Annotated in this window: 10 protein-coding genes; 5 read left to right on the top strand and 5 right to left on the bottom strand. The window is 69.8% G+C overall.

What is annotated here, in order from left to right; genetic code table 11:
- Genes BUR28_RS10835 through upp form a run of 4 tightly spaced genes read left to right on the top strand, consistent with a single transcriptional unit; the run spans position 1 to position 4,133 of the window.
- Complete coding sequence (locus BUR28_RS10835; protein WP_074220132.1) at positions 1-1,311, top strand: thymidine phosphorylase; 1,311 nt, start codon at positions 1-3, stop codon at positions 1,309-1,311.
- A complete protein-coding gene (locus BUR28_RS10830) occupies positions 1,308-2,519 on the top strand; it encodes a phosphopentomutase (protein WP_074220131.1) in 1,212 nt (403 codons plus the stop codon). Before BUR28_RS10835 ends, BUR28_RS10830 begins: the two co-directional genes overlap by 4 nt.
- Entirely contained in the window at positions 2,516-3,508 is a 993-nt protein-coding gene (locus BUR28_RS10825) for an adenosine deaminase (RefSeq protein ID WP_074220130.1), read from the top strand. Before BUR28_RS10830 ends, BUR28_RS10825 begins: the two co-directional genes overlap by 4 nt.
- Complete coding sequence (gene upp / locus BUR28_RS10820) at positions 3,501-4,133, top strand: uracil phosphoribosyltransferase (RefSeq protein ID WP_074220129.1); 633 nt, start codon at positions 3,501-3,503, stop codon at positions 4,131-4,133. The genes BUR28_RS10825 and upp overlap by 8 nt, the downstream gene beginning before the upstream one ends.
- A 206-nt stretch (positions 4,134-4,339) precedes the next feature.
- Here upp and BUR28_RS10815 read toward each other — a convergent pair whose 3' ends face one another.
- The gene (locus tag BUR28_RS10815; RefSeq protein ID WP_074220128.1) at positions 4,340-5,356 is read right to left on the bottom strand and encodes a hypothetical protein; all 1,017 of its coding nucleotides are present in this window, start codon (positions 5,354-5,356) and stop codon (positions 4,340-4,342) included.
- Positions 5,357-5,429: 73 nt separating this feature from the next.
- Positions 5,430-7,055, bottom strand: a complete 1,626-nt coding sequence (locus tag BUR28_RS10810) for an AMP-binding protein (protein WP_074220127.1) — start codon at positions 7,053-7,055, stop codon at positions 5,430-5,432.
- A 496-nt stretch (positions 7,056-7,551) separates the two neighbouring features.
- On the opposite strand from BUR28_RS10810, the gene BUR28_RS20095 reads away from it, so the two are divergent.
- Positions 7,552-8,268, top strand: coding sequence for a Hint domain-containing protein (locus BUR28_RS20095; protein ID WP_074220125.1), 717 nt, complete (start codon positions 7,552-7,554; stop codon positions 8,266-8,268).
- On the opposite strand, the gene BUR28_RS10795 is transcribed toward BUR28_RS20095, so the two are convergent.
- The 3 genes from BUR28_RS10795 to BUR28_RS10785 are packed head-to-tail and all read right to left on the bottom strand — an operon-like array spanning position 8,256 to position 12,330.
- Positions 8,256-10,445, bottom strand: coding sequence for a 3-hydroxyacyl-CoA dehydrogenase NAD-binding domain-containing protein (locus tag BUR28_RS10795; protein WP_074220124.1), 2,190 nt, complete (start codon positions 10,443-10,445; stop codon positions 8,256-8,258). The two genes, BUR28_RS20095 and BUR28_RS10795, sit on opposite strands and share 13 nt — an antisense overlap.
- An 11-nt stretch (positions 10,446-10,456) precedes the next feature.
- Positions 10,457-11,671, bottom strand: a complete 1,215-nt coding sequence (locus BUR28_RS10790) for an acetyl-CoA C-acetyltransferase (RefSeq protein ID WP_074220123.1) — start codon at positions 11,669-11,671, stop codon at positions 10,457-10,459.
- A gap of 23 nt (positions 11,672-11,694) precedes the next feature.
- Positions 11,695-12,330, bottom strand: a complete 636-nt coding sequence (locus BUR28_RS10785; protein ID WP_074220122.1) for a glutathione S-transferase family protein — start codon at positions 12,328-12,330, stop codon at positions 11,695-11,697.
- Positions 12,331-12,376: the final 46 nt, after the last annotated feature.

Below are 12,376 nucleotides of genomic sequence, written 5' to 3'. Positions count from 1 at the left end.
ATGGACGCACGAACGATCATCGCCAGGGTCCGCGACGATCAGGCGGTTTCGGAGGCCGATCTGGCCTGGTTCGCCAAGGGGCTGGCCAATGGCGCGGTGACCGATGCCCAGGCCGGTGCCTTCGCCATGGCGGTTCTGCTGAACGGGCTGACCCGGCCCGAGCGGGTGGCGCTGACCCGCGCGATGCGCGACAGCGGCAAGGTGCTGGACTGGGACCTGCCCGGCCCGGTGCTCGACAAGCATTCGACCGGCGGCATCGGCGATTGCGTGTCGCTCGTGCTCGCCCCGGCGCTGGCCGCCTGCGGCGCCTATGTGCCGATGATCTCGGGTCGGGGGCTCGGCCATACCGGCGGAACGCTGGACAAGCTGGAGGCGATTCCCGGCTACCGGGCCGAGGTTTCGATCTCCGAGCTGAAATCGATCACCGCGCAGATCGGCTGCGCCATCGTCGGCGCCTCGGCCGGCATCGCGCCCGCGGACAAGCGGCTTTACGCGGTGCGCGACGTCTCCGGCACGGTCGAAAGCATCGACCTCATCACCGCCTCGATCCTGTCCAAGAAGCTGGCCGCCGGGCTCGAGGCGCTGGTGCTAGACGTCAAGGTCGGCTCGGGCGCCTTCATGAAGGACATGGACGAGGCCGAGGACCTCGCCCGCGCGCTGGTCCAGACGGCGCAGGGGGCGGGCTGCATGACCACCGCGCTGATCACCGACATGTCGCAGCCTTTGGTCGGCGCCGCGGGCAACGCGCTGGAAGTCATCGAGGTGATGGAGACGCTGACCGGCACCGGGGTGACACCGGCGCTCTGGGATCTGACCTGCGCGCTCGGCGGCGAGGCGCTGGCGCTGGGCGGGTTGGCCGACGACGCGGGCGACGGGGCCGGGCGGATCGCGCGGGCCCTGGAATCGGGCGAGGCGGCGCTGAAGTTCGGCGAGATGGTCGCCGAACTCGGCGGGCCGTCCGATTTCATCGAGCGCTGGCCCGACCGGCTGCCCGCCGCCCCGGTGGTCCAGGAGGTCGTGGCCCGGGAGGGCGGCGTCGTGCTGGGCATCGACGGCGAGGCGCTGGGGCTTGCCGTGGTGGGCCTTGGCGGCGGGCGGCGGCGCGAGGGCGACCGGATCAATCCTTCGGTCGGGCTGTCCGAGATCGCGGCGCTGGGCGACGAAATCGGCACGGGCCAGCCGCTGGCGCTGATCCACGCCAGTTCCGAAGAGGATGCCGACGTCGCGGCCGAAGCCGTGCGCGCGGCCTGCACGCTGGGCGACAGCGGCGCGGATGTCCCGCCGCTGGTGCGCCGGAGACTGCTCCGGTGACGCGGGCCTTCCTCGTCGTCATGGACTCGCTGGGCATCGGTGGCGCGCCCGATGCCGACCGGTTCTTCAACGCCGGGCGGCCCGATACCGGGGCGAACACGCTTGCACATATCGCACAGGCCTGTGCCCGGGATGGGGCCGATTCCGGCCGGTCCGGTCCTCTGAAATTGCACAATCTCGACCGTCTCGGGCTGTCCGCCGCGGTGAAGGCGGCGAGCGGCGCGTGCCCGCCCGGCCTTGGCGCGGCGCCGCGCGGGCTGTGGGGCGCGGCGACCGAAACCTCGCCGGGCAAGGACACGCCCTCGGGTCATTGGGAACTCGCCGGCGTTCCGGTGCCGTGGGACTGGCATTACTTCCCGCGCGCGGTCCCGGCCTTCCCGGAGCCGCTTCTGGCCGAGGTCCGGGCGAAGGCGGGCACCGAGGGCACGCTTGGCAATTGCCATGCGTCGGGCACCGAGATCGTCGCGCGGCTGGGGGCGGAGCATCTGCGCACCGGCTGGCCGATCCTCTATACCTCGGCCGACAGCGTGTTCCAGGTCGCCGCCCATGAAGAGGCGTTCGGACTCGACCGCCTGCTGACGCTTTGCGAAGAGATCGCCCCGACGCTGCACGCGATGAACGTGGGCCGGGTGATCGCGCGGCCCTTCGTGGGCGATCCCGGCACCGGTTTCACCCGCACGGCGAACCGGCACGACTACGCGGTCGCCCCCCCGGGACCCACGCTCTGCGACTGGGTGCAGGGGGCCGGGCGCCGGGTGCAGGCGATCGGCAAGATCGGCGATATCTTCTCGATGCGCGGGATCGACGAGGTCCGCAAGGGCACCGATGCCGAATTGATGGCGCATTGGGTGCGCCTCATGGATGAAGCGCCCGAGGGCAGCCTGACCTTCGCCAATTTCGTCGAGTTCGACAGCCTCTATGGCCATCGCCGCGACGTGGCGGGGTATGCCCGCGCGCTGGAATGGTTCGACGCGCAGCTTCCGCGCGTCTTCGACAGGATGCGCGCGGGCGATCTTGTCCTGCTCACCGCCGACCATGGAAACGACCCCAGCTGGGCCGGCACCGACCATACCCGCGAGCGCGTGCCGGTGCTGGGGGCCGGTCTCGGCCCCCGCGCCATCGGCCTGTGCGCCTTCGCCGATGTGGGGGCAAGCGTGGCGGCGCATCTGGGCGTGCCCGCGCAGGGGCCCGGACGGAGTTTCCTGTGAGCCTCGCCAGCCTTCCCAAGATCGAGTTGCACCACCACCTGGAAGGGGCCGCGCCCCCGGAGCTGGTGCGCGACATGGCGCGGGCGCGCGGCTTGGACATTTCGCGCATTTTCGACCGGCACGGCGCCTATGTCTTTGCCGATTTCTTGCAGTTCCTCGACATATACGAAGTCGCGACCTCCGTCCTGCGCAGCCCGGAGGACTACGCGCGCCTCACCTTGTCCGTGCTGGAAGGGGCCGCGGCCGAAGGCGTCGTCTATCTCGAATCCTTCCTGTCGCCGGACTTCTGCGGCGGGCGCGACCTGGCCGCATGGCGCGACTACCTGCACGCCATCGAAGAGGCCGCCGTGCGTGCCGAGGCCGCGCATGGCATCGTGATGCGCGGAATCGTCACCTGCATCCGCCATTTCGGCCCCGACAAGGCCCGCGAAGCCGCGCTTTGCGCCGCCGAAACCGCGGGCGCGTTCGTCGTGGGGTTCGGCATGGCGGGCGACGAGGGCCGGGGACGGCCGCGCGATTTCGCCTATGCCTTCGACATGGCGCGCGAGGCGAAGCTCGGGCTGACCGCCCATGCCGGCGAATGGGGCGGGCCTGCCTCGGTGCGCGAGACGCTTGCCGATTTGCGTGTCGCCCGCATCGGGCATGGCGTGCGCGCCGTCGAGGATCCGGCGCTCGTCGACCGCCTGGCCGAGGCCGGCGTGGTGCTCGAGGTCTGTCCGGGATCGAACATCGCGCTCGGGCTCTACCCCGACTGGGCCGCCCATCCCATCGCGCGGTTGCGCGCACGCGGCGTCAAGGTGACGGTCTCCACCGACGACCCGCCCTTCTTCCACACCACGATGACCCGCGAATACGAGCGCCTGGCCGATGCCTTCGGCTGGGACGAGGGCGATTTCGCCGCCCTGAACCGGGTAGCGCTTGACGCCGCCTTCTGCGACGCTGACACCCGTGCGGAAATCGCCAAGAAACTGGAGCCCGCCGATGTATGACCATCTGACCGTCGTCACCCACCCGCTGGTCCAGCACAAGCTGACGCTGATGCGCGAAAAGGAGACCTCGACGGCGGTCTTCCGCCAGCTGTTGCGCGAAATCAGCCAGTTGCTGGCCTACGAGATCACCCGCGAACTGGAGATGATCACACGCCGGATCGAGACCCCGCTGTGCGAGATGGACGCGCCAGTGCTGGCGGGCAAGAAACTGGCCCTGATCTCGATCCTACGGGCGGGCAACGGGTTGCTGGACGGGGTCATGGAACTGGTGCCCTCGGCACGGGTGGGCTTCGTCGGGCTCTATCGCGACGAGGAGACGCTGCGGCCGGTGCAGTATTACTACAAGGTGCCGCCCGATCTCGAGGACCGGCTGGTCATCGTGCTCGATCCGATGCTGGCCACCGGCAATTCCTCGGCGGCGGCGGTCGATCTGCTCAAGGAGTCGGGCGCCAACAATATCCGGTTCATGTGCCTGCTGGCCGCGCCCGAGGGCGTGCAGCGCATGGGCGAGGCGCACCCGGACGTGCCCATCGTGACGGCTGCCGTGGACGAATGCCTCAACGACCACGGATATATCGTCCCCGGTCTCGGGGATGCGGGCGACCGCATGTTCGGCACAAGATAGCGGAATTCCCGCTCTATGCGCTGGCTCTGTTCGGGCATGCTTCCCCGATATCTTGTGGGGGCTGCGATGGGCCTGAAAGGGTTTCGCGGTGCCCTTCCGGTCGCGACGCGGCCCGGCGTGCCCGCGCCCGACCGACTCCGCGCAGGCAACCGATCGAGTAGAAAAAAACTCGGCGCCCCGTTTCCCGGCGGGGTGTCCTTGTCGGGTCAGGGGTCGCAGATCGCCTGGAGCTGCACCCAGTCGCCATCCGACAGCACCGGGCGCACGGGGCGGTCGCGGAGCGGGTCGGCCTCGATCAGGCCGAGCACATCCTCGCCCGAGACGTCGAGCGCATAAGCGTAGGGGCTGGACGGCACCCCGGCCTCGGCGAACCGCGCGATGAGCGCGGCGTCGGAAACCGGCGTCGGCGGCACCGTCAGAAGGGTGCGGGCATGCTCTTCGAGCGCGCGCTCGGGCAGGGTGCCGCTGGTCAGAAGCTTCAGCGTTGCCATCGGCCCCGCCGCGTGCAGCAGGACGGCGAGCGGGTCGTTCGCGTCGGCGCGGGCGGCCTCCGCGAGCACGAAGCCTGCCACCGCGCTTGCATCCTCGTAGTCTTCCACCAGCGCGCGGTTCAGCAGGATCAGGCCGCCGGGCAGATGGGCCGCCCGCGGCATGCCGCCCGGCAGGACGACGATGCGGGCCTCGCGGCCGGGCAGAAGCCGCCGGGACAGCCGGTCGAGCGCGGCCATGCCGCCGGGCCGCGCGCAAGGCTGGCCCGCGACGCGCGTGACACGCCCCAGCAGGTCGCGGCCGATCTCGGCGCGCACCGGGTCGGGGACGACCGAAACCGCATGCCGCACCAGCGCGCCCGGCAGCCAGAAGACCGCCAGCGCGGCGAGCCCGGCGGCGATGGCCGCGAACGCCGCAAGCCGCACCCGGCCGGGATGGGGGCGGCCCCGCGCGACGGCCGTGCGCACCGCCTCGATCGCCTCGATCATAAGGCTCTCGTCGATTTCCAGCGTCTCGTCGCTGGCCTCGCCGGGGGCGTAGAGCGCGGGGCTTTCGCCGGGGTTCAGCCGTTCGATCGCCGCGAGCGACCAGTGGGTCAGGACCCGCTCGGCGGTGTCGGAGACCACCAGCGAGGCATCGCCGAAGGACAGGATGACATTCCGGCGCTGGGCGCCGGCATGCTCGCGCCAGACGCCCGGACCTTCCAGCCGTTCATATCGCTTGAGCGCCGTCATCGGCGGCGACCCTTGCCCGCTCGTTCTGTGACCTCACGCGGGAGGATAGCCGAGCGGCCCGGCGCCCACAATCTCACAGCTCCTTGGCGACCTTGCGCAGCTCGAACTTCTGGATCTTGCCGGTGGAGGTCTTTGGCAACTCCTGGAACACCACGGCCTTCGGCGTCTTGAACCCCGCCAGCCGTTCGCGCGCGAAGGCGATCAGCGTATCGGCATCGACGTTGTGGCCGTCCTTCAACTCGACGAAGGCGCAGGGCACCTCGCCCCATTTTTCGTCCGGTTTCGCCACCACCGCGCAGAGCAGCACGTCGGGGTGGCGCATCAGGATGCCCTCCACCTCGACCGAACTGACGTTTTCGCCGCCCGAGATGATGATGTCCTTGGCCCGGTCGGCGATCTGGACGTAGGTGTCGGGGTGCTGCACGGCGAGGTCGCCGGTGTGGAAATACCCGCCCTCGAAGGCTTCGCGGGTGGCGCGGGGATTCTTCAGATAGCCCTTCATAACCCCGTTGCCGCGATAGACGATCTCGCCCTGCGTCTTGCCGTCCAGCGGCACGGGCCTGTCCTTGTCGTCCCAGACCTGCATCGGCTCCATGAAGGGCATCGCGACGCCCTGGCGGGATTTCTGCGCGGCGCGCGCGTCGCCCTCGAGCGGCTCCCACTGCTCTTTCCAGACGCATTCGGTGGCCGGGCCGTAGGTTTCCGTCAACCCGTAGACATGGGTGACGTTGAAGCCCATGGGCTCGATCCGGGCCAACGTCACCGCGGCGGGCGGCGCGCCGGCGGTGAACACCTCCACGACATGGCCGAACTCCCGCCTTTCCTCGTCGGTGGCGTTGATCAGCATGTTCAGCACGATGGGGGCGCCGCCGAAATGGGTCACGCCCTCGTCGGCGATCGCGTCGAAGATGTTGCGGGCGTTGATGTCGCGGCAGCAGACCACCGTGCCGCCCACCGCGGGCATCATCCAGGTGTGGCACCAGCCGTTGCAGTGAAACAGCGGCACGATGGTCAGGTATCGGGGGTGCAGCACCATCCGCCACGAGATCACCTGGCCCATCGCGTTCAGATACGCCCCGCGGTGGTGGTAGACGACGCCCTTGGGCCGGCCCGTCGTCCCCGACGTGTAGTTGAGCGCGATGCTCTCCCACTCGTCCTCGGGCATGATCCAGTCGAAGTCCGGGTCGGCCTGGGCGAGGATGTCCTCGTATTCGGGGTAATCGCCGAAATCGTGCACGCCGGCCGCGTCGTCGCCGACCTCGATCACGGTGGGCGGCTCGCCTTCCATGTCCTCGATGGCATTGGCCACCAGCGGGATGAACTGCGGGTCGCAGAGCACGACCTTGGCGCCGCCGTGATCGAGGATGTAGCTGACCGTGTTGGCGTCCAGCCGGATGTTGATCGCGTTCAGAATCGCGCCGCAGGCCGGCACCCCGAAATGCGCCTCGGCATGGGCCGGCACGTTCGGCAGAAGCGTGGCGACCACGTCGCCGGGCTTGACCCCCATCGCGGCCAGCGCCGAAGCCAGCCGGGTGACGCGGTCGCGATACTGGGCATAGGTAAAGCGCCGCGCGCCGTAGACGACCGCCTCGCGCTCCGGCCAGATCTGGGCGGCACGGTGCAGGAACGACAGCGGCGTCAGCGGCACGTAGTTCGCCGCGCATTTCTCCAGGCCCGTTTCGTCGGACATCCAGCCCATCGCGTTTTCCCTCCCGCTGGTTTCTTGGTCGGCGCGGAGTTTGGCCGCCTTGCCGAGATTTGAAAAGGGGTGGCGTCGTCTCGCCGCGCGGGCCGCGCGCCGCTTGGGGCGGGGACCGGCTTCCGGCGGTCCGCGGCGCGGATCAAAGTCGCCGATCGCCTGCCCGCCTGCCCGCGCGACGACGGCGACGAATCGGCCCGGCGGGTCGCCGACGCCGCGGCCAGGGACATCCCGCGCTTGGGAGACCGCGTCGAGGACGGCCCGCATTGTTCGCCGGACGGGCGCAGTCCGGCGCTGCCGGGCTGATCGTTCAGCCGGCGCGGCCACACGCCCAAATGCCATCTCAATCGGGTCGAAATACCGTCCGGGTCGGCGCGTTAAGGTTCCGTTAGTGGGCGCTTCGGGACGGGCTGCCCGCCTTGCGACAGAGAACAAGAAACAACCCGCTGTCGGGGCCCGCGCGCTCCGCCCGGCGGCAGTCTGGGGAGAACGACACGTGGAAGTCAGGATCGCCTTCGAAGGCAGCGAACCGGTCACCGATGCGCGCGGCGCGCCCGTGTCGCGCACCACGCCCGCGCCCGGCGCCATCGCCGGCATCGCCTCGGGCTTTGCCGCGGGCACCGAAATCGCCACGACCCACGGCTGGCGGCCGGTCGAGGCGCTGGCACCGGGCGTCCGCGTGCTGACCTTCGATCACGGCGCGCAGCCGGTGCGGGCGGTGCAGCGCGGGCTCTTGTGGCGGGGTTGGGCGCGCTGTCCGCAACCGCTCTGGCCGCTGACCGTCCCGGAGGGCGCGCTGGGCAACTCCGCCCCGCTCACCCTGCTGCCGGAGCAGAGCGTGCTGGTCGAATCCGATCTCGCCGAAGAGCTTTACGGCGACCCCTTCGTGCTGATCCAGGCGCGCTATCTCGAAGGCGTGCTAGGCATCCACCGCGTGGCCCCGACGCTGGGCCGGCCCGTCGAGGTGATCGTGCCGCTCTTCGACCGGCCCGAGATCACCTTCGCAAACGGTGCGGCGCTGGTGTTCTGCCCGGCCCAGGGTGAGGGCGAGCCGGTGCCGCTCCACCGGCTCTGCGAGATGCAGACCGCCAACGAGATCGATTACGGCCGGCCCTGCGCGCCGCACGAAGCACGCCGCCTCGCCGCCGCGCTGCAGTGCGAGGTCGCGCCCGCCCGCGACGGGCCGGGCATGCGCGCGTTTCAGGCCGCCTGAGCGTCCGGGCCGAACCGGTCGTAGAACCGCGCGCCGTCGGCCGCCATTTCGCGCAGCAGCGCCGGCGGCGCGAAGCGGTTCCCGTGGCGCGCGGCCAGGCCCTCGCACAGCTCCAGCGCCCGGGCCGGCCCGATCATGTCGAGCCAGGAGAACGGGCCGCCCGACCAGGGCGCGAAGCCCCAGCCGAGGATCGCGCCCACATCGCCCTCGCGGATATCCATCAGCACACCGTCCTCCAGCGCCCGCACGGCCTCCAGCACCTGCGCGAAAAGCAGGCGATGCTGCACCTCCGCCAGGTCGGGCTGCTCGGCCGCCTCGGGAAACCTGTCGGTCAGCCCGTTCCAAAGCCCGCTGCGCTTGCCCGCGTCGTCATAGGCGTAAAACCCGGCCTTGGCCTTGCGCCCCAGACGGCCCTCGTCGGCCAGCCAGAACAGCACCTCGTCCACCGCCGCGTCGGGATAGGCCTCGCCCATCGCCGCCTTGGTCGCCTTGGCGATCTTGACACCGAGGTCGATGGACGTCTCGTCCACCAGTTGAAGCGGCCCCAGCGGCATCCCCACCAGTTTCGCGCCGTTTTCCACCAGCGCGGGCGTCACGCCCTCGGCCACCATGCGGATGCCTTCGTTGAGATAGGGGATGATGCAGCGGTTGGCGTAGAAGAAGCGCGCGTCGTTCACCACGATGGGCGTCTTGCGGATTTGCCGCACGAAATCGAGCGCCTTGGCCACCGCCCGGTCGCCGGTCTCGCGGCCCTTGATGATCTCGACCAGCATCATCTTCTCGACCGGTGAGAAGAAATGGATGCCGATGAAGTCCTGCGGCCGGTGCGCCGCCTTCGCCAGGTCGGTGATCGGCAGGGTCGAGGTGTTGGTGGCGATGATGCAGTCGGGGCCGACGGCCTCCTGCACGCGCCTGGTCACCTCGGCCTTGATGCCGGGGTCCTCGAACACCGCCTCGATCACCAGATCGGCGCCGGACAGCGCGGCATAATCGGTGGTGGCGGTGATCCGGCCCAGCACCTCGTCCTTCTTCGCCTCGGTCGCCTTGCCGCGCTTGATGCCCTTGTCCATGTAGGCTTCGGCATAGGCGCGGCCCTTGTCGGCGGCCGCCTGTTCCTGGTCGATCAGCACCACCTCGATCCCCGCCTGCGCGGCGACCAGCGCGATCCCGGCGCCCATCATCCCCGCGCCGAGAATCCCCAGCTTCGCCACCTTCTGGTCGGGCACATCGGCGGGCCGCACGGCGCCTTTCTCCAGCGCCTCCTTGTTGATGAAAAGCGACCGGATCATCGCGCCCGAGGACGGGTTCATCAGCACATGGGTGAACCAGCGCGCCTCGATCCGAATGGCCGTGTCGAAGGGCACCAGCGCGCCCTCGTAAACCGCGCTGAGCAGCGCCTTGGCCGCCGGGTACACCCCCTTGGTCTTGCCGTTGACCATGGCCGAGGCGCCGACGAAGGTCATGAAGCCGGCCGGGTGATAGGGCGCGCCGCCCGGCATCTTGTAGCCATTCTCGTCCCAGGGCTTGACGATCTTCGGCCCCGAGAGTACCCACTCCTTCGCGGCGGCCACCGGGTCGTCGGTCACCTCGTCGATCAGCCCCGCCGCCTTCGCCTTCTTCGGGTCGGACAGCTTGCCTTCCAGCAGGAACGGCGAGGCGCCCATCGCGCCCAGCTTGCGCACCAGCCGCGTGGTCCCGCCGCCGCCAGGGAAGATGCCGACCATGATCTCGGGCAGGCCGATCTTGGCCTTCGGGTTGTCGGCGGCGAAGATGCGGTGACAGGCCAGCGGCAGTTCCAGCCCGATCCCCAGCGCCGTGCCGGGCAGGGCGGCGGCAATCGGCTTGCCGCCCCTGTTCTTGTCGTCCATGCCCCCGCGCTCGATCTTGCGCAGGATGGCATGCATCCCCATCACGCCCTCGAACAGCCCCTTGGCCGGGTTGTCGCCCGCCTCGTCCCTCATCTTCGCGATGACGTTGAGGTCCATGCCTCCGGCGAAATCCTTCTTGGCCGACGTGATGACCACGCCCTTCACCGCGTCGTCCGCGAGCGCGGTGTCGATATGCGCGTCAAGCTCCTCGAACCCTTGCCGGCTCATCACGTTCATGCTGCGGCCGGGCACGTCCCAAGTTATGGTCCCGACCCCGTCGGCGTCGACTTCGTAGTGGAATTCCGCCATGGTTCCCTCCCTCACACGCGTTCGATGATCGTCGCGGCGCCCATGCCGCTGGCCACGCAAAGCGTCGCGAGGCCGGTTTCCCTGTCGGTCCGCTCCATCTCGTCCAGGAGCGTGCCGAGGATGATCGCCCCCGTCGCGCCCAGCGGATGGCCCAGCGCGATGGCCCCGCCATTGGGGTTCACGCGGCCCGGGTCGGCCTCGAAGGCCTGGATGAAGCGCAGCACGACCGCAGCGAAAGCCTCGTTCACCTCGCACAGGTCGATGTCGGAAAACTGCATGCCGGCCTCGGCCAGCACCTTCTCGGTCGCGGGCACCGGGCCGGTCAGCATGATCGTGGGATCCGTGCCGATCTTGCAGCTTGCCCGGATGCGCGCGCGGGGTTTCAGCCCGTGCGCCTGCCCGAACTCGGCATTGCCGACCAGCACAGCGGCCGCCCCGTCGACGATGCCCGAGGAATTGCCGGCGTGGTGGATATGGTCGATCCGTTCAAGATGCGGGTATTTCATCAGCGCCACCCGGTCGAAGCCCGGCATCACCTCGCCCATCTCCTTGAAAGACGGCTTCAGCGCGCCCAGCGTCTGCATGTCGGTCTCGGGCCGCATGTATTCGTCGCGCTCGAGGATCGTCAGCCCGTTCACGTCTTTCACCGCGATCACCGACCGGTCGAAGCGGCCCTCGTCCCAGGATTGCGCGGCGCGCTGCTGGCTTTCGACGGCCAGCGCATCCGCCTGGTCGCGGGTGAACCCGTGCTCGGTGGCGATGATGTCGGCCGAGATGCCCTGGGGGACGAAATAGCTTTTCATGGCCAGGCTCGGGTCCACGGCGATCGCCGCCCCGTCGCTGCCCATCGCGACCCGGCCCATCATCTCCACGCCGCCGGCGATATAGGCCCGGCCCGCGCCCGCGCGCACCTGGTTGGCGGCGAGGTTCACGGCCTCCAGCCCGCTGGCGCAGAACCGGTTGATCGAGAGGCCGGGAATGCGTTCGTCGAGGTCCGAGGCCAGCACCGCGCTGCGCGCGAGGCAGCCCCCCTGTTCGCCGACCTGGGTTGCGTTGCCCCAGATCACGTCCTCGATGCCTGCGCCGCCGTCCAGGCCGTTGCGTTCGGAAAGCGCGTCGAGCACCAGCGCCGAGAGCCGCAGCGAGGTCACCTCGTGCAGGCTGCCATCCTTGCGGCCCTTGCCGCGGGGCGTCCGGATCGCGTCGTAGATATAGGCGTCGGTCATGTCTGCCTCGTCCAAGGTTGCGGTCAGGCCCGGTCCGCGGGCGAGCCGGGCATCAGGTCGTAGGGGGGCTTCCAGCCGGGCAGCGCCGCGATGCGGTCCAGCCAGGCGTCGATATTGGGCCAGTCGGCCCGGTCGAAGCCGAAGGGTTCGGGATAGTAGAGGTAGCCGCAGCAGGCGAGGTCGGCGATGGTCGATCGCCCGCCCACCAGCCAGTCCTGCCCCTCCAGCCCGCGTTCGAGCACGCCCAGCGCCGCCCGCACCCGGCCCGACAGCCAGTCGATCACCGGCGCGGGGCGCTTCTCCTCGGGCAGGAAATTCATCAGGAAGCGCAGGCTGCCGGCCTGGCCCGACATCTTGTGGTTGTCCCAGAACATCCATCGCAGCACCTCGCGGCGCTCGGCCGCGCTCTGGCCGCCGAACTGCCCGCTCTTGGAGCTGACATAGTCCTGGATCGCGCCCGACTGGCTGAGCGTCACCGCGCCGTCGACCATAACCGGGACCTCTCCCATGGGGTTCAGCGCCAGGAACTCGGGGCTGCGCGCCGCGCCGTTGAAGAAGTCGACCCAGACCGGTTCCCAGTCCAGCCCCGCGAGTTCCAGCGTCAACGCCGCCTTGTAGGCGTTGCCGCTTTCGCCGAAGCAGTAGAGTCGCAGGGTCATGGCGCCGCTCCCGGCCGCTGTGCCCGGCCGCGACGGGCCGTCAATG

This window comes from Rhodovulum sp. ES.010, assembly GCF_900142935.1.
Classification (GTDB): domain Bacteria; phylum Pseudomonadota; class Alphaproteobacteria; order Rhodobacterales; family Rhodobacteraceae; genus Rhodovulum.
Note: the sequence above shows the minus strand (reverse complement) of the source record. Positions and strands in the feature narration are given on the sequence as shown.